The sequence below is a fragment of the Phaeodactylibacter sp. genome (genome assembly GCF_040219495.1).
Classification (GTDB): domain Bacteria; phylum Bacteroidota; class Bacteroidia; order Chitinophagales; family Saprospiraceae; genus Phaeodactylibacter.
In genome coordinates this window covers 44454-69245 of record NZ_JAVJSK010000002.1, presented here as the reverse complement: position 1 = coordinate 69245, position 24792 = coordinate 44454, and the positions used below count along the sequence as shown (strand labels likewise).

The 24792-nt window shown below is 48.0% G+C and carries 23 protein-coding genes; 17 read left to right on the top strand and 6 right to left on the bottom strand.

The annotated features are described in order from the left end of the window. Positions 1-100 precede the first annotated feature (100 nt). The 16 genes from RIC19_RS00615 (at position 101) to RIC19_RS00540 (ending at position 18167) form a co-directional block, all read left to right on the top strand. Complete coding sequence (locus tag RIC19_RS00615; RefSeq protein ID WP_350175760.1) at positions 101-1201, top strand: site-2 protease family protein; 1101 nt, start codon at positions 101-103, stop codon at positions 1199-1201. A 549-nt stretch (positions 1202-1750) separates the two neighbouring features. After that, on the top strand, positions 1751-2335 hold the full coding sequence (locus RIC19_RS00610) for a restriction endonuclease subunit S (RefSeq protein ID WP_350175758.1): 585 nt from the start codon (positions 1751-1753) through the stop codon (positions 2333-2335). Beyond that, complete coding sequence (locus RIC19_RS00605; protein WP_350175756.1) at positions 2328-3863, top strand: type I restriction-modification system subunit M; 1536 nt, start codon at positions 2328-2330, stop codon at positions 3861-3863. Before RIC19_RS00610 ends, RIC19_RS00605 begins: the two co-directional genes overlap by 8 nt. A 4-nt stretch (positions 3864-3867) precedes the next feature. After that, the gene (locus RIC19_RS00600) at positions 3868-4878 is read left to right on the top strand and encodes a virulence RhuM family protein (protein ID WP_350175754.1); all 1011 of its coding nucleotides are present in this window, start codon (positions 3868-3870) and stop codon (positions 4876-4878) included. Next, complete coding sequence (locus RIC19_RS00595) at positions 4868-5284, top strand: hypothetical protein (protein WP_350175752.1); 417 nt, start codon at positions 4868-4870, stop codon at positions 5282-5284. The genes RIC19_RS00600 and RIC19_RS00595 overlap by 11 nt, the downstream gene beginning before the upstream one ends. 25 nt (positions 5285-5309) lie before the next feature. Then, a complete protein-coding gene (locus tag RIC19_RS00590) occupies positions 5310-7019 on the top strand; it encodes a hypothetical protein (RefSeq protein WP_350175750.1) in 1710 nt (569 codons plus the stop codon). Between the two features lie 7 nt (positions 7020-7026). Next, entirely contained in the window at positions 7027-8301 is a 1275-nt protein-coding gene (locus tag RIC19_RS00585; RefSeq protein ID WP_350175748.1) for a restriction endonuclease subunit S, read from the top strand. 26 nt (positions 8302-8327) lie between these two features. Then, on the top strand, positions 8328-9701 hold the full coding sequence (locus RIC19_RS00580) for a hypothetical protein (protein ID WP_350175746.1): 1374 nt from the start codon (positions 8328-8330) through the stop codon (positions 9699-9701). A 49-nt stretch (positions 9702-9750) separates the two neighbouring features. Beyond that, a complete protein-coding gene (locus tag RIC19_RS00575) occupies positions 9751-10095 on the top strand; it encodes a hypothetical protein (protein ID WP_350175744.1) in 345 nt (114 codons plus the stop codon). 57 nt (positions 10096-10152) lie between these two features. Next, a complete protein-coding gene (locus tag RIC19_RS00570) occupies positions 10153-11469 on the top strand; it encodes an AAA family ATPase (RefSeq protein WP_350175742.1) in 1317 nt (438 codons plus the stop codon). A 4-nt stretch (positions 11470-11473) separates the two neighbouring features. Continuing rightward, positions 11474-11938 (top strand): hypothetical protein, encoded by a 465-nt coding sequence (locus RIC19_RS00565; protein WP_350175740.1) that lies wholly within the window; start codon positions 11474-11476, stop codon positions 11936-11938. 4 nt (positions 11939-11942) lie between these two features. After that, the gene (locus RIC19_RS00560; RefSeq protein ID WP_350175738.1) at positions 11943-15158 is read left to right on the top strand and encodes a type I restriction endonuclease subunit R; all 3216 of its coding nucleotides are present in this window, start codon (positions 11943-11945) and stop codon (positions 15156-15158) included. Then, positions 15158-15871, top strand: coding sequence for a M48 family metallopeptidase (locus tag RIC19_RS00555; protein WP_350175736.1), 714 nt, complete (start codon positions 15158-15160; stop codon positions 15869-15871). The genes RIC19_RS00560 and RIC19_RS00555 overlap by 1 nt, the downstream gene beginning before the upstream one ends. Positions 15872-15999: 128 nt before the next feature. Continuing rightward, complete coding sequence (locus RIC19_RS00550) at positions 16000-16674, top strand: hypothetical protein (protein ID WP_350175734.1); 675 nt, start codon at positions 16000-16002, stop codon at positions 16672-16674. 27 nt (positions 16675-16701) lie between these two features. After that, on the top strand, positions 16702-17067 hold the full coding sequence (locus RIC19_RS00545) for a phospholipase D-like domain-containing protein (RefSeq protein ID WP_350175732.1): 366 nt from the start codon (positions 16702-16704) through the stop codon (positions 17065-17067). 95 nt (positions 17068-17162) lie between these two features. Next, complete coding sequence (locus tag RIC19_RS00540; RefSeq protein ID WP_350175730.1) at positions 17163-18167, top strand: hypothetical protein; 1005 nt, start codon at positions 17163-17165, stop codon at positions 18165-18167. A 520-nt stretch (positions 18168-18687) separates the two neighbouring features. Here the strand turns inward: RIC19_RS00540 and tnpA are convergent. After that, a complete protein-coding gene (gene tnpA, locus RIC19_RS00535) occupies positions 18688-19152 on the bottom strand; it encodes an IS200/IS605 family transposase (RefSeq protein WP_350175728.1) in 465 nt (154 codons plus the stop codon). A gap of 177 nt (positions 19153-19329) precedes the next feature. On the opposite strand from tnpA, the gene RIC19_RS00530 reads away from it, so the two are divergent. Continuing rightward, positions 19330-19617 (top strand): hypothetical protein, encoded by a 288-nt coding sequence (locus RIC19_RS00530; RefSeq protein WP_350175726.1) that lies wholly within the window; start codon positions 19330-19332, stop codon positions 19615-19617. A gap of 98 nt (positions 19618-19715) precedes the next feature. Here the strand turns inward: RIC19_RS00530 and RIC19_RS00525 are convergent, their stop codons facing one another. From RIC19_RS00525 to RIC19_RS00505, 5 genes are all read right to left on the bottom strand, one after another. After that, complete coding sequence (locus RIC19_RS00525; RefSeq protein ID WP_350175724.1) at positions 19716-20168, bottom strand: hypothetical protein; 453 nt, start codon at positions 20166-20168, stop codon at positions 19716-19718. Between the two features lie 238 nt (positions 20169-20406). After that, positions 20407-22482, bottom strand: a complete 2076-nt coding sequence (locus RIC19_RS00520) for an alpha-ketoacid dehydrogenase subunit alpha/beta (protein ID WP_350175723.1) — start codon at positions 22480-22482, stop codon at positions 20407-20409. 428 nt (positions 22483-22910) lie between these two features. Next, positions 22911-23573: a transglutaminase-like domain-containing protein gene (locus RIC19_RS00515; RefSeq protein WP_350175722.1), complete on the bottom strand. Its 663-nt coding sequence runs from the start codon at positions 23571-23573 to the stop codon at positions 22911-22913. Further along, a complete protein-coding gene (locus RIC19_RS00510) occupies positions 23573-23833 on the bottom strand; it encodes a hypothetical protein (protein ID WP_350175720.1) in 261 nt (86 codons plus the stop codon). Before RIC19_RS00510 ends, RIC19_RS00515 begins: the two co-directional genes overlap by 1 nt. A gap of 1 nt (position 23834) precedes the next feature. Beyond that, positions 23835-24611: an enoyl-CoA hydratase/isomerase family protein gene (locus RIC19_RS00505; RefSeq protein WP_350175718.1), complete on the bottom strand. Its 777-nt coding sequence runs from the start codon at positions 24609-24611 to the stop codon at positions 23835-23837. Positions 24612-24792: the final 181 nt, after the last annotated feature.

Here is a 24792-nt window from a genome sequence, read left to right as displayed (position 1 = left end):
AGAAGGCTTGCCCGGTGATGGGGCTACCTATAATTACACCGGGCAGCCGCTCCAAACGAACAAAACCAGGGGCTCAAGCGGTTTACTAATAAAGCCTATCATGAGCTGGTCCCTTAAAATTTTGCGCCTGTTTGGTATCAATGTCTATATCCACTGGACATTCCTGATTTTGCTGGGGTGGATTTTTCTTTCCAGCCTCGGTGCCGGTCAAAATATACAGCAAGCCTTACTCAGCATCGCCTTCATTCTCACGCTTTTTGCCTGTGTGGTACTGCACGAATATGGCCATGCCCTTACTGCCCGCCGGTTTGGCGTATCCACCCGGCGCATCACCCTGTTGCCCATCGGAGGAGTGGCAAGTTTGGAAAAAATGCCGGAGAAACCACGGGAAGAGCTCCTCGTTGCCATTGCCGGGCCCGCAGTCAACCTCGTGATAGCCGCACTGCTCTTTTCGGTGATGCAGATTGCTGATATTCATTTCCCTACAGAACAACTGGAAGACCCCAGTCAGATTAGCCTCAGCAATGCTTTCATCCCCAATCTGCTGGCCGTCAATATTATTCTGGTGCTATTCAACCTCATCCCTGCCTTCCCCATGGACGGCGGGCGGGTACTCCGTGCCCTGCTGGCCATGAAGTACGACCGGGCAAAGGCGACAGCTATTGCGGCGCAGATCGGGCAGTTCCTGGCTATTGGTTTTGTGTTTTTGGGCTTCATGTATGATTTCTGGCTGATTTTCATTGGCCTGTTCATCTTCCTGGGCGCCAGTGGTGAGTCGCGCTACGAGGCCACCCGCCATTTACTGACCGACCTCAAGGTAGCAGACGTCCTGATGCACCAATTCACGAAGATGGACGCCTGGTCGCCCATCAGCGAAGCCGTAGACACGTTGCTCGATGGTCAGGAAAAAGACTTTATCGTTACGGAACAGGGAGACCTTATCGGGACAATCTCAAGGGATGACATCCTGCGCGGCTTACAGGAAGTCGGGCCCGGCGAGCGTATCAAGCGTATTGTAAATACCAACTGGTCGAAGCTCTCCCCGGAGCTGGAGCTCAACAAAGCCTACGAGTTGATGAACCAGCAAAACCTAAGCATCTGCCCGGTTTACAGTAACGAGGGAGAACTCCTCGGCGTGCTGAATACCGAGAATATCCTTGAGGCGATTATGATTGAGCGGGCTCGTGGTGGGCAGGGGTAGTTGGGCGCCATACGAAGTGGTTTGCGACATCGGAGCAAGCCACTTCTCAGCGTAAATGCTGACATTGAGTAGGTTTGCTGTGGCAAACCACTTAATCGTCAGTATAGTAAATTAGTAAGGAGACGCTAAAAGACTTACGGTGCGCTTAACACTACCTATGTAAAAATCGTTCGAGGTCTCATTTTTCCAAATTCGTAGTGCGTTTCCTGCCGATCAACGGAATCAGGCATAGCCAGAGCTTTAGCTGAAGCTGATGAAATCAAGAAGAGAAATAGAGCGGTTTTTAATTGCTGCATAGTAGTATTTGGCAAGCCCGGCTGAAGCAAAAAAATCAGTACTTGAAATACGCAATAGTAGCATGTTTTACTCGGCAAGCAAGGTTTCACCTCTTATTTAGCACCATATTTCTATATTTTGTACACCGATTACAAAGAAATAAATCTTTAAAAAGATTTGACCTTTTGGTGCTTCTTCTTTAAGTTTGTATTGCTATTATTTTGATTTAAATTAACTGAGTAGCATTAAAACACGCATAAGCTATATACAAAAATGAAGAAACCCCTTCATCAAATCGCTCAAATCACAACCGGCATCTACCAAAAAGAAGGCTCTGGCGGGGAGATTTACTATCTGCAAGCTAAGCACTTTGACGAACACGGTAGATTTAGGCAAGAAGCCCCTTTAACCAAAAGCCTTGAATTAGATAAGCGCCTTGAAAAGCATTTGCTGATTGAAGGGGATATACTACTTGTTGCAAAAGGAATAGCGAATAGAGCTTGTCTTTACAAGGAGCAAATCGGCCAAGCTGTGGCCTCATCCACCTTTTTTGTAATCCGCTTACAAGAGCAGAGCCTAATGCCAGACTATTTGCTATGGCTGTTGAATACTCAACGCTATCAGAAGCTCCTGCAAAGTCTATCTAAGGGGACACAAGTACAGTCTTTATCCAAAAAAGCACTTTCTTCCATTCAAATACCGATACCCTCTATGGAGGAGCAGCAGCAAATTGTTAAGGTAGTAGAGCAATGGCGCATAGAACAATTCTTTATGGACGCGCTTAAAAATTCAAAAGACAGATATTACGAGCACCTATTGCTATTCACAGCCAATGGGAAAAACAGAAAAAATGCATAAAACCACCAAAGAAGATGTATTCAACGTCGTATGGAAAGCCTGCGACACCTTCCGGGGCGTGATTGACCCCTCACAGTACAAAGATTATGTGCTGACCATGTTGTTTATCAAATACGTAGGCGATGTTTGGCTGGACCGATGGCAAGCTCATCTGGAACGCTACAAGGGAGACGAGGCACGGGCTGACTGGGCCATGCAAAAAGAGCGTTTCGTCGTGCCCCCGCATGCCCGCTTCAGCTACCTCTATGAGCATCGCAATGAGCCCAATATTGGCGAGCTGATCAATCAAGCACTGGAGGCACTGGAAGAGGCGAACCCGCAGAAGCTCTCCGGTGAAGATGGCGCTGGCGTATTCCGGAATATCGATTTCAACTCCAGCAATTTGGGGGATGTCAAAGACAAAAACACGCGCCTGAAAAACCTGCTGATCGACTTTAGCGACAAGCGCCTTGACCTCCGCCCTTCTGCATTGGACGGGCAGGATATTATCGGGGATGCCTACGAATACCTCATTGGCTTCTTTGCTTCTGATGCGGGGAAAAAAGCGGGGGAATTCTACACGCCCAGCCAAATCTCTACCCTGATCGCCAAACTGACGAAATCCGCGCCGGGCGCACGCATTTGCGACCCTACCTGCGGCTCGGGTTCGTTGCTCATCAAAGCTGGTAAAGAGGTAGGCTCGGATAACTTCGCGCTGTACGGGCAGGAGGCCAACGGTAGCACCTGGGCACTGGCGGTTATGAATATGTTCCTGCACGGCATGGACAATGCCACGATACGCTGGGGAGACACCATCCGCAACCCTAAGCTCAAGGAAGGGGACGAGCTGATGAAGTTCGATACAGTAGTGGCGAATCCACCTTTTAGCCTCGACAAATGGGGTAAGGAGGTCGCAGACAACGACACCTACAACCGGTTCTGGAGGGGCGCACCTTCCAAGAGTAAAGGGGACTGGGCGTTTATCTCTCACATGATCGAGACGGCTTACGAGGGCAGGGGTAAGGTAGGTGTAGTGGTGCCCCACGGCGTACTCTTCCGGGGGAGCTCGGAAGGGGTGATCCGGCAAAAAACCATTGAAGAAAATCTGCTTGAGGCGGTAATTGGACTGCCTGCGAATTTGTTTTTTGGCACCGGTATTCCTGCCGCTATTCTCATTTTCAACAAAGGCAAGGGTGACAACCGTGATGTACTCTTCATAGACGCAAGCCAGCGCTTCGAACAGGGCAAAAACCAAAATGTGCTGCGCGAAAAAGACATGGAGCACATCGTCAGCCTGCATGCCCAGTTTGAGCAGGGGCAACTACAACCGGGCACGGTGGAAGACAAATTTGCCTACGTAGCTACTTTTGAGGAGATCAAAGAGAACGAGTTCAACCTCAATATCCCGCGCTACGTGGATACCTTCGAGGAAGAGCCGGAAGTAGACCTGGACGCGGTAGCGCAGCGCATCGAGGGGCTGGAAAGGGAGCTGTCGCAGGTGCAGGAGCAGATGGCGGCTTATTTGAAAGAGCTCGGCTTAAAACACTAATGCCATGCAGGAATCAGACATCATTCTTTACCGGACACCGGACGGGGCGGTGAAAGTGGAAATCCGCTTTGAGGACGAAACCTTTTGGCTGACGCAAAAGAAGCTGGCTGAGTTGTTCGGCGTAGAGGTGCAGACCATCAATTACCACCTGAAGGAAATCTTCAAAAGTGGGGAATTGCAGGAAGAAGCAACTATTCGAAAAATTCGAATAGTTCAAACGGAAGGCAACCGAGAGGTCAGCCGGATGGTCAATTTCTACAACCTCGATGCCATTATCGCTGTCGGCTACCGGGTCAACAGCTATCAGGCTACCCAATTCCGGATATGGGCTACCAAGGTGCTGCGGGAGTACCTCATCAAGGGGTTTGTGATGGATGACGAGCGGCTCAAGCAGGGCAAGCGCTTTGACAAAGACTACTTTGACGAGCTGCTGGAGCGCATCCAAAGAATCCGCGCTTCAGAGCGCCGCTTTTACCAGAAAATTACGGACTTGTACGCCGAGGCCAGCATCGACTACGACCCAAAAGCCCCGATTACGCAGCAGTTTTACAAAACGGTGCAAAACAAGCTCCACTGGGCGATCACCGGGCTGACTGCCGCTGAAATCATCGCTAAGCGATTAGATGCTTCCAAGCCCAATATGGGGCTGACGAGCTGGAAGCATGCCCCGGCGGGCAAAATCCTGAAGTCCGATACCCACATTGCTAAAAACTACCTGAACGAAGAAGAGCTACAGGGGCTGGAACGCATCGTCACGATGTACCTGGACTATGCCGAAAACCAGGCCAAGCGGCAAATCCCGATGAAAATGGCCGACTGGGTGAAAAAGCTGGACGCTTTCCTGCAATTCAATGAATACGATGTCCTGCAAAATGCGGGCAAAGTGTCTGCCAAAGTCGCTCGTGAACTGGCGGATAAAGCCTATGAGGCATACCGGCAGCAAGAGGATAAGCGGCTGGAGTCAGATTTTGATGAAGCGGTCAAAGACCTGCAAAAAGGGAAGAATGATGAATGAAAAAATTACCGCTTTAGTAAAATTCTGCTTTGGGGAAGAAACGTTGCGGCTGACGCAAAAACGCCTCTGTGAGACCGTTCGTGCGATTGCGTCTCTTTTAAAAAAATGTCCAAACAAGCTGGACATTATGACCTTTTGTACGTATATTTATAACAACAGTACTCGCCACGCTTCCCGTCAGATCAGCGCACCAGGGCGAGTCTTCTATTTTATTGGACTACTATATTGCCATAGGTTCATTGCAAAAAGAAAAGGCTTCCCAACCGGGAAGCCTAATGGTAACTTAGGCAGGAGGATCTTAGTGCCGCTCTCACGAGTCAATCTCACCAAGTCTACCTGCCTTTTTGTCTTAGGTAAGCATTTTACCTTCCGTAAAGGTAATTTATTTAACAGTAAGATTCAATGAATTTAAAGATTTTAACTATCAACCAATGAAGCCCAGTGAGCAGTATTTTGTTCAGCGCATGTTGGAGTTGCTCCATAGAGAGACCGTAGATACTTACCGGGTTAAGGTTTTGAACCCCAAACTTGCTTTGGAGGAGCTTATTAGCGTATATGACGGTCTGAACGCCGGAAGAATAAAACGCTTTGAGGATCTAGAGTATTGCCGTAATGAAACGCTAAGTTTGTTGAAAAAAGACGATACCATCCGATTTGATACGATTGGGAAAGACTTTTTTAGGGATCAACTACTAAATAAAATCAACAATAATAATTACCCGGAACTTTATCCGCAAGTAAGGACAGCAGTAAAGACTATCCTCAGTGAGAACAATAATTATCTGCATAGAATAATAGGACTAGTGAAGGCTTCTTTACAAAAAGAAGAAAAACAAGACCCCTTTCCTGACTTGGAAGATTTGAATAGGCTATGCGGCATATTGGCTACAGAGCTTTTAGAAAAAGGGTATACTAAAAACTTTCTACATTCCTTTTGCTATTCAACTTTTGTAAAAAAAGTTGAAGATTTTGGCAGTAGCTATGAGAAATTAATCGAATTTGCCCACTCACCGGATACCAAATACCGAGTATGGTTTAAAGTGTACTCACCTATGGTTGATTCTTCCAAATGGGCTCTATTTCCTAATTGGACTATCACTGAAGAAGTTGCTGACATAGAGGATTTACCCCCGCGTGTACAACACTTTGTTTCTGCAAAACGCAATTACCATTTCTTGGGGCGTGAATTAGCAGCACCAGACCACTATTCTGCTTTGCAAATAGCCAAACAAGAGTTAGCAGAGTTCTTTGACCTTATCCGGCTGGCTCATCATAACGCCAAAATAGACTTATTACAGAATGCAGTAGTCTTTCCTCTTGATCGCCCACATCTGGCCGGGCTTCCAAAAGTACAACATATCCCTGATGGGAAATTCCCAGATGGAGATGGAGTACTACACCTCTTACAGCAAAAAACGGCTCAAATACTAAGTGAAAACATTGACCCTGAAACAAAGGAAAAGATTAAATCTGCTATTCGTTATTTACGTTTTGGTCATGAGGCTGTTGAACTGGAACATCAGTTAATCAATTATTGGATTGGCCTGGAATACCTCTTCTCGAATGAAAGAGATAGTACATTCACAAGGATTAAGACTATCTTTCCCACGCTTCATACTTTAGTTTACTTGCAGCGCAACCTTAAAGATTTCCATCAGGCGATCATTCAGCGTGATTTAGCTGCGGCCACCCGTGACTTTGATATGGAGCGCATAAATTGTATGTTACTGGAAAGTTGCCTGGAGTCAATCCGGGACGACCATTACCAAGAATTTCCACTCCTGTCCTATCGCGCCTGGCGCTTTAAAAATAAAATCCTGAAAAAAGGTATAAAATCTTATCTGGATCAACATCAGCAACACCTGGTTTGGCATTTGGCCCGTATTTACCGGGCACGCAATCTGATTATTCATGAAGCTAAGCACAGCTTTGTGAATCAAACGCTCACGTCTAACCTGCGCTATTATTTGACTTTTTCACTGAGCTTTCTGATGGATTATTTCTCCGGTAGCAATACGGAAGCCAGGAACCTGCAGGAGTTCTTTGCGCTGCAACAGCTAAGGCTGGACAGCCTGGCACACGCCAAGTATCCCGCAGATAAACTTATCGCATTTAATCACCAATTTGATTTCCTAGCCTAGACCAACTATGACTAACCATTACGATAACATACCCTCTTCCAGTACTCAACACGGCCACCAAAAAACCAAACTCGGATGGCTGCCGGGTGAGTGGGAGGTGGTAAAGCTTGAAAAGCTAGCACACTTTATTTCAGGTGGTACTCCTTCAAAAAACAATCCTGATTTCTGGGATGGAGAAATCCCATGGTATTCAGCGAAAGACCTAAAAAGTTTCTGGTTACAGAGTTCAATTGACAAAGTATCAAAACTCGGTTCTGAAAATGGCACTCGAATTGTTGAAAAAAGCACTATTCTCATTCTCGTTAGGGGAATGATGCTAAACCGAGATTTACCATTGGGAATTACAACTTTGAAATCCACATTTAATCAAGATATTAAAGCTCTGGTGCCCAAACAGAATTGTGATACAGTATACATCGCTCATTCAATTTTAAATAGAAAATCTAAAATTCTTGGGTTAGTAAACAGGTCGAGCCATGGGACAGGCAAACTCGAAACCAGTACCCTGAAATCATTGCTATTCCCACTCCCCCCCCTACCCGAGCAACAAAAAATAGCCACCATCCTCTCCACCTGGGACCGCGCCATCGCCCTCACCCGGCAGCTCCTGCAGGAAAAAGAAGCACAGAAAAAAGGGCTGATGCAGCGGCTGCTGACGGGGAAGGTGCGGGTGAAAGGGTTTGAGGAGGAATGGCAGAATTGTCATCTTGACAAGCTGACCTCGAAAGTATCTAATGGGATGGTCTATGACACAAAAAATATAAATGGAGAAAGAATAACTAGAATTGAGACAATTTCTAATGGTGAGATAAATTTTGGGAAAACGGGCTTTGTCTCTAAAGAAGAAGAAAATCCAAAATACCTAATGAGAGAAGGTGACATCCTTTACAGCCACATAAATAGTCTCACTCATATTGGCAAAGTAGCCTACTACAACGGACAAAAAAAACTTTACCACGGAATGAATTTATCCCTAATCAGATGCAATAGTTTAGCTATACCCAAATTTGTATACTATTGGTTGAAATCATCATTAGGAAAGAAGTGGGCTTGGAAGTTTGCTAAAAAGGCAGTCAGTCAAGCAAGCATAAGTACTTCTGAAATAAAAAACATAGTAATTAAGGTGCCAATTAAAAAAGAACAAACCGCCATAGCCGCCATCCTCACCCAGGCCGACGAGGAAATCCGCCTGCTGCGGGAGAAGGAACGGGCTTTACAGGCGCAAAAGAAGGGGCTGATGCAGCGGCTGCTGACGGGGAAGGTGCGGGTGAAGGTTGATTAAAGAGAACATACAAAAACGCTAACGCCATGAATGTACAGCAAAGAGACAAACTATTCGAAAAAATTGAAACAATCCGAAAGTTTGATCTGGACAAAATAGCAGTAAGAGCTTTTTCAAATAGTGAGGATATCACTAAAGAAAAAATAGGCGGCTATACTGTAGCAGAGTTTAAACAGACTCTGTACCGGGTCATTGATCAACTAGAAGCTGAGCTCAAGACCCAAGAGTTTATTCACCTCCCTCCGAATGTAAATAATGTGCTAGGCCAAAATATTAACTTGGATAATCACCTTGAACATATAGCCAGCAACTTAAGAAGCAACAATCTAGAGGCGATTAAGAGCCATCTAATGGCGTTGATAACTTATCAGAAAGCATACGGCTTCTGGAGCAAGTCTGTTGCCAAACTACACGATGTAGACGCGGTAAAGCTCAAAGAAGCAGAGGCGGAAATCGGTACTTTGAAAGCAAAGCTTGAACAACAAATAGAAGAGACGAATAGAGTCAAGCAGGAACTAGAAAAGCAAAGAAAAGAGCTAGGGTCACTTACCCGAAACAAGCGGCAGGAACTAGATCAAATCACCAATGAACTACAGAATGCACAGACCCAGAGCAAGTCGATCAACCAACTGTTGCAGCAGAGTCAGCAGGAGAAAGGTAAAATAGAAGAGATTGCCAGCACTCAGAATAAGCTGTTAGACGACCTTAGAAAGCGGACAGAGGAAGAGAAAAAGACTTTTAATACGTTCTCTGAAGACTCCACTGAGCTTAAGCAAAAGCTTGAAAAAACAGTACATGCATCGGAAGAGAAGTTCACGCAGTTTGAAGCGCATTACAATTTCATCAACAGCAAAAAGGAGGAAATTGAGAAGCTCACGGGTATGGCTGCCGATGGGGCTTTGGGCAACCGCTTTTTTAAGCGTCAGGAGTCGCTTAAAGGAAATTTAGAATTATGGAAGTGGTTTATTTTAATAGCAGTTATAGCTACTGGTGGATGGGTTTTTATTGTTTTTGACCGGCTCGCAACTACCGACTTTTCCGAATGGATTAACCTGATTATCAACGTAATCAAAACACTTCCTGCATTCGTACTAGCCGGGTTTGTCATCCGCCAATATGTAAAGGAGCGGAACTTGCAGGAGGAATATGCCTACCGGGCGGCGGTAGCAATGACGCTCACCGCTTACTCTGAGATGCTAAAGGAAGGCGATGACACCAAAAACAATTCTCGCCAACAGATGCTCCTTGACTCAATAAGCCGGCTATATACTAGCCCCAGGATTCACAAACCTTCGGAGGATAGAATATTGACACTCAGCACAAAAGACTTGCGAGGAGCTGTAAACGATCTTACGGCTGTTGTGAAGGAGGTAAAGAATGAGATCCTTTTAAAAAAGTAAAAGTTGCCAATTCATCACGCATGAACCATCAAAACAAAACCAACTCAGCATGTCACAAAGAAAAACCCTCAACCGCGCACTATTGATCGTCACACCAAAGCAGCCCTTTTATGATTGGGTTGACGAGGTGTTTGCAGGTCGTGAGGTAGATGTCATGGACGAATGCTGGACCGGCCTCATAGATCAAGACTGGGAAATAAAGGAGGTGGAGCGCTTTTTGAAATCCAACTACGCAATGATCTTTGAAGACTTGCTGGAAGGGATATGCTCTTTTCCTGAGTTTTGGCCGGAGCATCGCTCCTGGATATTGTTCAATCAGTGGTTCGACTGGCACTATAGCTCTATGGTTTGGGATTTTATCCCGGACAAGCGTATCCGGCGGGAGGCTTATTGAGTATCGTGGTTGTGCCAGCACTGAAATAATTCTTTATATTGGAGCAAACGTAAGGGTATGATTCAGGAAATCCACATCAAGGACTTTAAAAGTTACCAATCAGCAAGGCTCAAGTTATCGCCCCTGACGATGCTCATCGGAGCCAACGCGTCCGGTAAAAGCAACGCACTGGAAGCGATCCGTTTCTTGAACTGGCTGGCGCAGGGGCAGAAGCTGTCAGCTTTGCAGTACAAGGTCAATGAAAACGATCAGGTGGTAAGGGGCAAAATAGAGGACCTGCCTCGTGCAGGCCTGCAGCGCTTTACCCTTGGCGGGAGCATATCAGGACGGGAGTATAATCGGCTGGAGGTATCCTTTGAAGTCCGGGAGGGCGGAGAGCTGCATATTGATGGAGAAAAAGTCTTCGCAGGCGAAAGCCACCCCAAATCTTACCCACTGTACCAAATCAAGAAGCCAAGCGCAGGCCGGCAGACGGCTATAGAAATAGAATACAACAACTTTGCCCGTGGCGGCAAAAAGCCGCTGTTAAGCGGTACCGATCAAACAGCCGTTTTCCTGCAATTGATGAACGCTTCCCGATTCGCAGAGGGGCATAAGAAGTCCAGCCAAATTATCCCATCCACAGCCAAAGCTTTTGAAAAGCACCTGCTGAATATTGTTTTTCTTGACCCAGTGCCTTCAAGGATGAGAGGGTACAGCTTTGAAAGCGACTACACCCTGCTTGGCGATGGCAGCAATTTGTCAAGCACGCTTCACTATTTGCTCAAGTCAGAGAATCCTAACCGGGCTGCTAATAAGCAAGCATTACTAGACTTTATAGCAAGTGTGCCGGAGCAAGCCATTACTGATATCGACTTCATTCATACCCCCAGGAAGGAGGTAATGCTGCAATTGACAGAGTCGTTTGGAGGTCTAAACCGTTCTTGTGAAGCAGCACTACTATCTGACGGCACCTTACGGATACTGGCTTTCGGAGCTATCCTGCTTTCTGCGAAGGAAGGCAGTACCGTGATTGTAGAAGAGGTCGATAACGGTGTTCACCCCAGCCGTGCTCACAAATTACTGGCTACGATGCATGAGTTGGCCAAAGAGCGGCAGCTGACGCTGCTATTGAGCAGCCATAATCCCGCACTGCTTGATGCCTTGCCGGACGATGCCGTGCCTAAGGTGGTATTCTGCTATCGAAATCCGGAAACGGGCTATAGCGAACTTGTGGCGATGGAAGACATTCCCTATTACCCTGAGCTAATTGCACAAGGCTCACTCGGCGAGCTATTGACCAGAGGGTTAGTCGACCGCTTCGTCAAGCAACAGGAGAGCAGCAGCGACCGGAAAAAGAAAGCATTGGATTGGCTGGAAAGCATAAAAGGATAAGACTATGCCTACAAAGCCCAACATATGGATTGTAGACACCTCTGTATTCCTGAATGTGCTTGATGTGCCTGGATTTAATCAAAGTAGAACAGCAATACTTGCATTATTTGAGCAACGTATACAAGCAGAAGACTCATTCTTGCTACCCTTTACCACTATTTTGGAATCTGGAAATCACATTGCGCAAATCAATAATGGCAATCAGCGTCGACACTTTGCAATACAATTTTCAACAGTGGTTTTAAAATCACTAGAAGGCAAATTACCTTGGAAGCCACTGGGATTCCCAACGGAAGACCTCCTGAAGCAATGGCTGCCGGACTTCTCAAATGAAGCTGCACGTTCCGTAGGACTTGGTGATTATATGATCATCAAGCAGTGGGAAAGCCAATGCGCGCGTTTTGGTGCCTACACAGTTAGAATATGGAGCTTAGATCAAGATTTACAAGGATACGAATGTAATACTTAAGAGTATGCGCACCCCATCGTTTCAAGAAGACCACATCTCCCAAATCCCCGCCCTGCGCTTTCTGCAAAGTCTGGGTTACACCTACCTAAGTCCAGAGGAAGCCCTCGCAGAGCGCAACGGCAAAACGGGCAATGTACTGCTGGAAAGTATCCTGCGGGCGCAGTTGCAGCGTATCAACCGCATACAATATAAAGGCGAAGCTTATCATTACACGGATGCCAACATCCAAACCGGTGTAAATGCCCTCAAAGAGGTCCCTTTGCAGGAAGGGCTGATCACCGCCAACCAATCGGTTTACGAATTGCTCACCCTGGGCAAGTCGCTGGAACAGACCATAGAGGGCGACAAAAAAAGCCATACGCTGCAATACATTGATTGGAAAGACTGGAGCCGCAATACCTTTCACGTTACCGAAGAGTACAAAGTGCAGCGGGCGGGCAGCCACGAGCACTACGTACCCGACATCGTGCTGTTTGTCAACGGCATTCCGCTGGTGGTCATAGAGTGCAAGCGGCCAGATATGAAGGAGCCGCTGCCGCAGGCCATTTCTCAACACTTGCGCAATCAGCGGGAAGACGGCATCCGTTTGTTGTATGCTTATTCGCAATTACTCTTGTCTTTGGCTACCCATGCTGCTGCCTACGCCACCACAGCCACCCGGGAAAAGTTCTGGTCGAAGTGGAAAGAACAAACCGTGCAGCCGGACCAATTAGAGCAGGAACTGGCTTCCGCCAAAAACGCCCCGCTCGATCCGGAGCAGGAGCAGAAGTTATTACAGAGCCGCAGCAGCTACACCCGGCATATGGTGCAAAATCTGCTGGCTGAGTCACAGTTGCCCACAGAGCAAGATCATTATCTATACTGCCTGTGCCGCCCGGAACGCCTGCTGGACCTGGTCTTCAACTTCATCGTATTTGACGCGGGCATCAAAAAGGTCGCCCGTTATCAGCAGTACTTTGCCATCAAGAAAACCATGCAGCGGATTGCGGTACTGCAACAGGGCAAGCGCACCGGGGGCGTGGTGTGGCACACCCAAGGCAGCGGCAAGTCGCTTACAATGGTCATGCTGGCTCAGGCGATTGCGCTGGACAACAACATCCGCAACCCCAAAATCGTCATCGTCACCGACCGGGTAGACCTTGACGACCAAATCTATGGCACATTCAACAAATGTCAGATTCCGGTTTTGCAGGCCAGAACGGGCAAGCACCTGGTGGAATTGCTGGGTAGCAAAAGCGATGCCGTCATCACGACCATTATCAACAAGTTTGAGACGGCCGTCAATCAGGTAAAAAAGCCTTTTACCTCCCCGGATATTTTTGTGCTGGTGGATGAAGGGCACCGGTCGCAGCACGGCATTTTCAATATCAGTATGGAGAAAGCGCTGCCCAACGCTTGTTTTGTGGCTTTCACGGGTACGCCTTTGCGCAAAAAGGAGAAAAATACGGCGAAAAAATTCGGTGGGCTGATTGATAAATACACCGTAGACCAGGCAGTGGAAGATGAAGCTGTAGTACCGCTGCTTTACGAAGGCCGCCACGCCCTGCAGGAGGTCAATGAGCGCCCCCTCGATGCCTATTTCACGAAAGTGTCTGAACCCCTTACAAAGTACCAGCGGGCAGACCTAAAGAAGAAATTCAGCCGGGCCGATCAGCTCAATGTAGCCGAGCAAAAAATCTATACCATCGCCTGGGACATCAGCGAGCACTACCTTGATATCAGTGACGGCACGGACTGGAAAGGGCAATTGGTTTGCCAGAGTAAGACTGCCGCTATTCAGTACAAAAAGTACCTGGATGAGATTGGTAAAGTCAGCGCCGAAGTACTCATTTCCCCTCCCGATATGCGCGAAGGGGAAGAAAGCGCGTATGAGGAGTCGAATGATATCGTCAAACGGTTTTGGAAAGCCAAAATGGACGAATTTGGCGGCAGCCCTAAGCAATACGAAAAGCAATTGATCAACCGCTACAAATACGACGACGAACCGGAAATCATTATCGTGGTGGATAAATTGCTCACCGGCTTCGACGCGCCTAGAAATGCCATTTTGCACATCACCCGCAGCTTGCGCGAGCACACTTTGCTGCAAGCCATCGCCCGGGTCAACCGCGTGCACCCCGGAAAGGATTACGGCTATATCATCGACTACTACGGAGTGCTCAAAGAACTCGATGAAGCCCTGCGCACCTACTCGAGTTATCAGGATTTTGATGCGGAAGATCTGGCCTTCACTATGATCAATGTTCTGGAGGAAGCACAAAAGCTGCCGCAGGCCCATTCCGAACTTTGGGATTTATTCAAAACGGTAGACAATCGCTACGATGAGCCGGCTTATGAAGAGGTGTTGAGAGATGAGGCCCGGCGCGCGCAGTTTTACGACAAGCTCAGCCAATTTGCCCGCCTCCTGAAAATGGCACTGTCCAGCGTGGAATGGCATACTCAAACCCCGGAAAAAGAGGTCAACCGTTATAAATTCGATCTGGGCTTTTTCTCCAAGCTCCGCGCTTCGGTACGGCAGCGCTTTGCCGATACCATCGACTTCAAATCCTACGAGCAGCAGATTCAAAAGCTGATCGACAAGCACGTCACTTCGCATGAGGTCAAGCCCATCACCGAACTCGTCAATATCTTTGACAAAGATGAGTTTGAAGAAGAGGTAGAAAAGATTGTGGGCAAAGCCGCCAAGGCAGACACCATCGCCCACCGCACCGCTAAGCACATCAACGAGCGCATGGATGAAGACCCGGTATTTTACAAGCGCTTCTCCGAGCTGCTCAAAGAAACCATCAAAGCGTATGAGGAGCGCCGGATTTCAGAGGCAGAATACCTGAAGCGCTCTCAGGAGATCGAAGAGGCCGTCCTTAATCGTACCGGGGATGATATTCCGGCCCCTTTGCAGGGCAGGGAAGTTGCGCAGGCCTTCTACGGCATCGCCTTTGAGTCCATCAAAGAAAAGATGGAAGCCCCTGAATCGGCTCGTTCTGTGGCAGTGGATGCCGGGCTGGGCATTGACAATTTGGTACAATCCATCGTACTCGACAACGGAACGCCCAAAGTAGACTGGAAAAACAAGACCAATCTGATCGGGCAGTTGGAAATAGCCATTGGCGACTTCCTGATGGATCAAATCCGGGACAAACACGGGCTGAAGCTTACCTTTGGAGAAATCGACCATATTGCAGCAAAAAGTATTGAAGTGGCAAAACTCAGATATCAGTAATGGGCAAAGAGCAAGGCGAACACTGCATTGCATTCGGGTCGGAAACCATAGCGTTTTCGTTGACTTATCAGGACCGGAAAACGCTGGGTATTACTGTGCATCCCGACCGTTCGGTCAGCGTTAAAGCGCCAACTGGTGCGGAATGGGAAAAAATCGAAGCCAAAATCCGCAAGCGTGCACCCTGGATTCTAAAACAACAAAGCTATTTTTTGTCCTTTGAGCCACGGACACCGCCGCGTAAGTATATCAGTGGAGAAAGCCATCTATACCTCGGGCGGCAGTACCGGCTGAAGGTTTACGAGCGCCCGGGGGAAGCCTCAGTCAAATTGAAACGCGGCTTTCTGGAAGTGTCCACCCCGGATAAAAACGATACGGAACGCCTGGTAAAGGCTTGGTACAAAAAGCAGGCGGAAATCCAATTTCCTGCAATTGCGGAAAAATGGGTGCAGCGATTCGAGAAATATAAGGTATCGCCGACCTCGACGGTTATCAAATGGATGGACAAGCGCTGGGGCAGTTGTACGCCTGCCGGGAAAATCATCCTCAACGTAGAATTGGTCAAAGCCCCGAAAGGCTGCATTGCGTATGTGGTCCTGCATGAGTTGTGCCATCTGCTGCACCCAAATCACAGCGCTGCTTTCTACGAATTGCAGACCAGGGAAATGCCGGATTGGCGGCGGTGGAAGGAGCGGCTGGAGGGGGTGGGGATATGAGGGGCTACGGTCTCTCATTGTCTTGAGGCGATGTAACAGTTTACATACGTTACCGTATAATTACGATTGAAACATAACGGGAACTATACAATGAGAGGTCAATTACTAACGAAGGCTAATAGAGACATATGAATGCAGCCCGTTCCAGTTCTTCCCTGTTCCTCTCCATAGAAACAATGCAGGAGAATGGTGTCTATGAAGTTTCATGGCGACTGGAAAGTGCTAACCAACAGGTATTAGACAGAAAAGCCTATAGGTTTAAGTCTGCTTCCGTTAGTCATAGCTTCAAATCCGGACTTTACTTTGACCATTTTGTAAGGGAGGAGGTAGCTTTGTTGAAAAACACTTACACTCCGGCTATCGTCCTCTCAGAGGAAAGCCAACTACACCTACTGAATGCTGTACTGATGCCGGAATTCAGTAAAGGTTGTCAAGTCAAAACGCTTGACAAACAAGCACTAGAACGGTTTACAGCATGCTTACGCTCGAAGACTCCTTCAGGGCAGCCTATTGAACCGAGTGTCAATAGAGCAGACTGTTTGGCTTCAGCCTATTTGAAAAAAGACGAAAAAAGTAACATTTTCGGACATACGCGCGTAAAAGAGGCTGTTACAGAGGCTATAAATAGCTTTGGCAGCACCCCCCTTTTCAAAAAGGGGAAAAAACATCATCAAAAAGCAGAATCGAAGAATTCAGCGGAAGAAGAGGGATGCGCATCAACGATCATATGGTTCTTCAAATGGGCTTTCTATCTTTATTTAATGTTCGTTGTTCTTTGGCTTCTTGGTGAGTTATTCCGATGAGAAAACCAATGTATGCACATCAAATAAATGGTAAAATCACACTTTACAGGCATTCAAAGTGCCATCCTGGAGGAACTGAAACAAGCAAGGTTTTCAATAAAGGTAGCCGTTGCCTGGTTTACCAGCGATACCCTTTTTGAAGCTTTATGCAGAAGGGCAGAGGAAGGATTAGACGTGCAGCTCATACTCAGTAATAGTATAAATGAATATGACAAAGGCGATTACTATGCCCGGCGTCTGAAAGCCTCGGGTGGTGAGCTATTCCGGCATGGCGCATCAGATTTCAAGTGTTTCAGCCCCCTAATTGCTCAGACTAGATTACCGATCAAAAACCGTAATTTCGATCATGGCAGGGCAAAAAACTATTGGCTCTATTCTAAATCGTGTGGGTAAAGCAAAAAGCGATTAAATTTGGCAAAAGAAAAGCCAGGCTTTGAAATAGAAATGGAAAGCCATCGTATAACCGTCCTTAAAAAATCATCAGGCCAATGAAAATTGAAATTGCTGAATCCCTTGTTTACAGTTATCTGAAACACGTTGAAGGATGTAGGATTGTTCAGACCAACTGGACCACGAGCGGGAACTGGACCGTGACCGAATATGAGAAAGAAAGGGCGAGAGCGTTGTTTGACAGGGTTGCTTCATCAGATCATTTTAGTGGAATTTTTAAAAAGAATTCATTTGATCAGCTGATTAAGCAGGCGGAAATTGATGTTTTGGGCATCAATACCGCAGAGGAAGCTATTTTCGGAATCGATGTGGCTTTTCATTCTGCGGGATTAAATTATGGGAGCAAAGCTGAAACGGCATTAAGAATCATCAAAAAGATATTTAGGACCATCTTTATCATGCAATCCTATTTTGATGAAAATGAGAAGTTTAATTCCTTTTTTATCACACCAAAGGTTAACCCTGCAACCCAATTGGTTATCAACGATTTGATGGTAAAAGCAAAAGAAGTGATCAACGATGATAATATCTCGATTGATTTTATAGCAAACGAGCAATTCTATTCCGAGATCGCAGATCCGCTTTTGGAAAAGATAGATAAAGAGCACGATACAACTGAGTTATTTTCCAGAGCCATAAAATTAGTGAAGCTGGATAACCGCAAAATGGATTCATCCAGAGTACCAACCAAACCTGTTGAGCATAAAGCTTCTGTTAAAAAACGGGAAGTCAACGGGATGAAAATAGGACAGTTCGTCCAATACAGTTTTAGAAAAGCGTTTGATCAAAATCTTCTCTCTGCCAGTGAAATTGAAGCACTGCAAAAACCTGAATACTCTAAGCAGGTTTTTAACTCCAATTTTGAGATTTTAAGAAGCGTCCATCGTTCAATTGAAGATGAAAAGGGTAGGAATAGGTACTATGTGAAAGAAATATTTGACGGAAAATACCATTTGACCTCCCAATGGTTTGAGCCTCAGTGGGAATTATTACTTGCCTGGCTGGGAAAAATAGGATTCCAATATGATACACCGGGCAGTTAAGCGTACCGGTTGGATATAGGCTTTGAGCTTACCCCAAACCAAGACTGAATGATGGGCAATTGTGTTTGGGATGATTGTCTTGTTTATGGTTGATGAAAATGGATACAGAATCTAAACTCAATCCCGTGTAAAAAATTACTAAAATATAATGCCGTCCTTACAGGACTGATTCCTGCTCTTCTTTCTTTGCAACAATCTTACGATTGTCGGAAGGAACTATCGTCCCTACGGGACTTATTCTAAATCTAAAAATAAGAGCGTGCTGGGACTTTTGTCTTTTAGAGCATATTTGGAGCTCGTTGATATTGCAAATCAACGCTTTATGAACCCCGCAGAAATGCGGGGCAAGCTCTGACTTCCTCGCTAAATTTTCATTTAGCCCGCTAAACTCAAATTTAGTGACTTTGCCAGAACTATAAATCCTTGATTTTCATGACGAAACCGCTCCAAACATGCTTTTATTCTAAAAACAAGTTCCGTAGGAACGGCAGTTCATTCGCATGTTCGTGAGAGCATGTGATCAATCCTCAAAAAAGTCCGGCAAATAATCCGGATCCGGCTCTATTTCATTTCGCTTCAGAATATCAAGATATTCTTTCCGGAAAGACTTCTTCGCATGGTGCGCCTTTTGGTTCTTAATGTAATGGCGCAGCGCATCCACATGCGTCCGGCTCACGGAAAAAGTGCCGCCACCAGTTTGCCAATTGAACCTTTGGGGCAGAAAGCCTTGATCGTTGATCCACTTGGAGGAATTGGCTTTGACCTTTTGGACAAATGTTGCCGGGGCCATGTCTGGGCGCAAGCGGGCGGCGATATGGATATGGTCGGGCATGCCATTGACTTGGAGCGGTGTCTGCCCAAGGTTTTTGATGATGCCTACGATGTATTTGTACAGCTCTTCCTCAAATGAGGGCAATATCAATGCCTGCCGGTACTTCACGGCGCTGACATGGTGGATGTAGAGTTTGGAAAAGGTATTGGGCATAGTACTTTGGGGTTTGGATTGAAATATAATAATGCCGTCCTTACAGGACTGATTCCTGCTCTTCTTTCTTTGCAACAATCTTAAGATTGTCGGAAAGAACTATCGTCCCTACGGGACTTATTCTAAATCTAAAAATAAGAGCGTGTTGGGACTTTTGTAACCTGTAAACAAATGGCTATGATTCTATACAAGCCGCTGAACAACCTTCAACTCGAGCTGCTCAAACGCTTTCATCACATTGCTCAGGCTCCCAATAGAAACATCTGCCCTGAAAGCCCTACTCCGCAAGCTCGGCTACGAGCGCAAAACAGTGCTTACCGCCATCCCAACCGCAGAGTCATCTTTGTTGGCGACTGCATCGACTGCGGGCCAGACAGCCCGGAGGTGGTACATATCGTCCGGGCACTACTGACTAAAGGGCACGCCTCAGCTTTTGACACCCCATACCTGCTGCCTCGACTATAGCGTAGCGAAGGGCGGGGTGCTTACCGCTCACCGGTTTGACGGGGAGCAGGCAAGCTGGTTTGGGTATAAAGGCATAATGCCTGAGCCCCTCATAAGCCCTACAACCGCCGAAACTTAAAAGTATACCAACCATGACGGGTACGGGCGCGGACGTGCAGCTTATTTCTGGTAATCAGGTTCACGCAGGTGAAGTAGGCGAAAGACTCCCGGCCGTAAAGGTCGAAGAAGTACATATCCAGGAAGAACTCGATATCTTCATCATCACCGTCCCACTGACGGTCGAAGAATAATTCCCATTCCCCGGCGTAGACGATGCCTTCGCTGTAGTCATCGTAAATTGCGGTGTAGTCTTCGTAGAATTCGATGATGTCTCCGTTGAACTGATCGATGACGTTGTCGCGGAAGATTTGCCCGTCGCCCCGGTAAAAGGCTTTATCAAATTCCCACGCGCCAATGAGGCGGTCTTCTTTGCGTTCCAGACGGGCATAGTCTGAGCAGGAAAAGGAGGTGGTGATGATGGCCAGGGCGAATATAAACTGAAGGGTTCTCATGGTGGTCGGGTTTGGTTTAATCTTTCCCATAAGATACGCCCTTCAACAACTGACCCCTAGTGACCGGAAAGGCTTTAATCTCAGCTTAACGTGTATTAAAAACCTGTTAATAACTCCGGAAGTACTATGGATTTGTTAAAATCAGAGTGCGGCCTGCGGTGAGAACGGAGACCGGGCCAAACCCCTGGTCTGGTAGTTCAAGCCAGGTGGCAAACCTAAAGCCGCCACCTGACTTGAACTAATACGCCAGCACCTCCCCTATCGCCTCCTGCACCTGCTCCATGGAAAGCACCATAGCCCGCTCCAGTACCTCATTGAGCGGGATAGCCGGCATATTCTCAGAACCGATCGTGCGTACCGGTGCATCGAGGTGCTCAAAGCATTTTTCCTGAATACGGGCGGCAAGGCTCTGCGCGAAGGTATTGTGTACCGGCTCTTCGGTGACCACCAGCACTTTGTTGTGGCGGCGGGCAGCATCATACATGGCCTCCTCATCCACCGGGCTGAGGGTGCGCAGGTCGATGACCTCCACTTGTCCGGGGTAAGCTTTGGCCGCATTCAGCGCCCAGTGCACGCCCATACCGTAGGTGATTACTGCCAGGGAATCGCCTGCCTCTATCTGCTCCGGATTGGCCTGTAAAGCCACCCGCGCTTTCCCAAACGGGATCACGTAGTCCTCATCCGGCATAATGGTCTTGGCAGCTTCGGTGCCTTTCATTTTTGACCAGTATAGCCCTTTGTGCTCGAAAATGACTACCGGGTTTGGGTCGTAGTAGGCGGACTTCAGCAGCCCTTTGAGGTCGGCTCCGGTGCTCGGATAGGCGATTTTTACGCCCCGGATGTTCGTCACCACCGATTCCACACTGGAAGAATGGTAAGGGCCGCCACTACCGTACGCACCAATCGGCACCCGAATAATGCTGCTGACCGGCCATTTGCCATTAGAAAGATAGCAGGACCGGCTGACTTCCGTGAACAGCTGATTCAGGCCGGGCCAGATGTAGTCGGCAAACTGCACCTCTACAATAGGTTTCAGCCCGGTAGCGGACATCCCCACGGTGCTGCCCACGATGAAAGCTTCCTGTATAGGGGTATTGAAAACACGATCGTCGCCAAATTTCTGTGCCAGGGTGGCAGCTTCCCGGAATACGCCGCCGAGCCGCCCGCCCACATCCTGACCGTACAACAGGCACTCTTTATGTTTGCGCATTAATTCCTCAACCGCAAAGAGGGCACTGTCCACCATCACGGTAGGTGTACCGCCGGCCGGCTCCCGTTCGCCCCGCTCTTCGGTAATGGGCGTAGGGGCAAAATCGTGGGTGTACAAATCCTCGGGTTTGGGGTCTTCCGCAGCTTTGGCGCGTTCGAAGTGTTCGGTCACTAACGTACGGGCATCCGCTTCTATCTTTTGCAGGGCTTTTTCCGTAGCTACTTCTTCGTTGACCAGCTTGTCGCGCAATACCGGATAAGGGTCCCGCTCTGCCGCTTCCTCCAGGTCGTCCCGGTACCACTCTTTGCGCACCCCCGAAGTGTGGTGGTTGAGTAAAGGGACTGTAGCGTGCACCAGAAAGGGGCGGCGTTCCTGACGGACCTTTCTAATCACTTTGCGCAAGGTATCATAACTGGCCGCAAAGTCACTGCCGTCGATACTTTCCACTTCGATGCCTTTGAAACCTGCGGCGTACTCTGCTGCATTCTGAGCGCGGGTCTCGGCAGCGTTGGCAGAAATATCCCAGCCGTTATCCTGTACCAGGTAAATGATAGGGAACTGCTTGAGGGCCGCCATCTGTAGCGCCTCAGCTACTTCTCCTTCTGTCACCGAGGCATCCCCTAGTGAACAAATCACTACCGGATCTTTGCCCCCGAAGTCTTCCGCCAGGCCCTGTTGTTCTTTATACTGAATGCCCATAGCCACACCGGTAGTCGGGATCGCCTGCATGCCTGTCGCGGAGGACTGATGCGGGATTTTAGGCTTATCGTCATCCTTCAGGCTGGGGTGAGCATAATACGTCCGGCCACCGGAAAAAGGGTCGTCCCGCTTCGCCATCAGCTGCAGCATCAGGTCATAGGGTTGCATACCAATGCCCAGCAATAGCGCATCATCCCGGTAGTAGGGCGCAACATAATCCTGTGGCAGCAATTGCATCCCCGCCGCGAGCTGTATGGCTTCGTGCCCACGGGAAGTCGCGTGGACGTATTTGGAAACAAATTTGAAGTTCTCCTCATAAACCTCTGTCATGGCCTTAGCTGTTGCCATCAGGCGGAACCCTTCGAGCAGAGATTTCTTGGCAATTTTCATGGCGGTTTTATTCATGGTTTGGTCAGGATATTTCGTATAATTTTAGTCAAAACAGAGCATTAGTGCTTTGTAAAATATGACAAGCGGAATCAAGGTGTCAGCAGGTTTTTGTCCAGATCAAAGCCTGTCCCACTGAATATCAGGAGCGGCGGTTGGCGATTAACTTCGGAAAGGGGGCTCTTTAACCTCCTTCCCTCGTGGAGCTACATGAGCGGTTCGCTAACGCAGAGCTGGGCAAAAAGATGCCACAGATTACCCGTTGTTTCATACTTGACGAAGCTCTAAGAGCTTGTTGGGATTTTACACTTTGGGCTACTCTTGCCAAATTTTGTCCTGCTCTTTGTTGCTCTTCGGTCACGTAGCTATGGCTATGCTCCCTCATCGCGCCTCGATCAGAACGAAATTTGGTTACGTTCGCTCCAAAAGCAAAATCTCAACAAGCTCTAATTTTCCATCATCAGCTGTCCGTGCTTCAGGTAGTTGGCGTAAGCCTCCGGATAATGCGCCTGCATGAGTTCCCGCATACGCTGCAGAGGCACATCCGCAAAAGCTCCGTAGTCTTCAAGGTACTCCATAAAAGTTCCCCCTGAATGGTCAAACTCCTGAAAGAGGGAGTCCTGATGACCATCGAATTCAAGCGGTGCAACACCAAGACGGTCACACAAGCCTTTATTGAAGGCCGGCGTGGCTTTCACCCATTTGCCATTGAGCCAGAGCTCGGCATAACCGTGGGGTACCAGCACATCGGTGCCAAAGGCCGCTGTCATTCGTTCGGCAGCGATATGGTTACGCACTTTTGAAAGGCAAAGGCGGGCAGGAATGCCCACCGCCCGGCAAGCTGCAATAAGCAAGATAGCCTTATCAATGCAGTGCCCATCGGACCTTGGCAGTAAAGCCGATACTTTCAGGGCGTCGGGCTCCAACCGGATATCATAGGGATTGTACCGCCAGCCATCGCGAACGGCGTAGTACAACTTAACGGCTTTCGCAATGGGCGACCGGGCTCCTTTCACCACCCGGTTTACAAAAGTCAGCAGTGCTGGGTCATAGGTTTCGTAGAAAACCGTAGGCTGAAGATTCTCTTCTAATGCCGTTCGTTTTACCATTAGGATTTGGATTCTGGCGGTTCGGGTAAACGATCTAGATTTTGAGCATAGCGGGCCGCATTAAAGGGTTCTCCGCTGATCATGACTGTCCGCATTTCTGCCGCCACACACTGGGCGATCATGAGGCGGACGGTTTCTTTGTTGTGGCCGGCTGCCTGTAGCCGCTCAAAAGTGACCCGGGTATGTACCGGGTCATCGTCCTTAAGCTGCTGATCCACGATTTGCAAAAACTGGTCTTTCAAAATTGCTCTGGGGTCCATATCAGGCTTTTTGCTTGAAAGCATGAATAGCATTAACGGTGAAGTCAGAAAGCACGAGTTCGCCACTCACTGCAGCGCGGGTTTCCAGTAATTCATCCCAGTTTTGGGCTTCCTCCCAGAAGACAGCCTTGAGCTGCCGCATCGCTTCGGGGCTGTAGGTAGACAGCTTTTCAGCCAGGTGGCTCACGTAGGCATCTAATTGCTCGACGGTGTCAAAGACTTCTGCAAAGAGTCCTTTTTCCTTCGCCCACTGTGCGGTGCGCCACTCCGAGGCATTGATCGCCATCTGCGTCATAGCTGATTTACCTACTTTGCGCTCCACGGCTGGCCCAACGACAAAGGGGCCAATGCCAATGGCGAGCTCACTTAGCTTCACAGAAGCCCATTGGCTGGCAATGCAGTAGTCCGTAGCTGAACATAGCCCTACCCCACCGCCAACTGCTTTGCCCTGTATGCGGCCAATGATGAACTTAGGGCACTTGCGCATGGCGTTGATCACATTGGCAAACCCCATAAAAAAGCGTTTGCCAGTATCCAGGTCCTTGATCGCAATCAGCTCGTCAAAGCTCGCACCGCCGCAAAAGGCACGGTCGCCCGCACTCTGCAGGATGATGACTTTTACTGCCGGGTCCTTGCCCGCTGTAGTAATGGTTTCGGCCAATTGTGCCAGCAGGCGGCCGGGCAGTGAATTGCTTGCGGGGTGTTCGAAAGTGATCCGGGCAATGCCCTTCGCACTGATATCCATAGTTACAGCGCCTAGTTTGGTTTTATCAGTCATGGTTTGGTTAATGCGTTAATCAACAGACTTCAGAGTACGAATGAATGTTCGTTAGCAAAGGTAAGAAATTGACGGGGGAATTCTAAGCCAGTGGGCCGCTGCTGATTTAGAGCGTGTTGGGGCCTTAGTAATCGGTCTATAAACTGTACTTTTTGACTGGGAGACCAAAACCCCAACACGC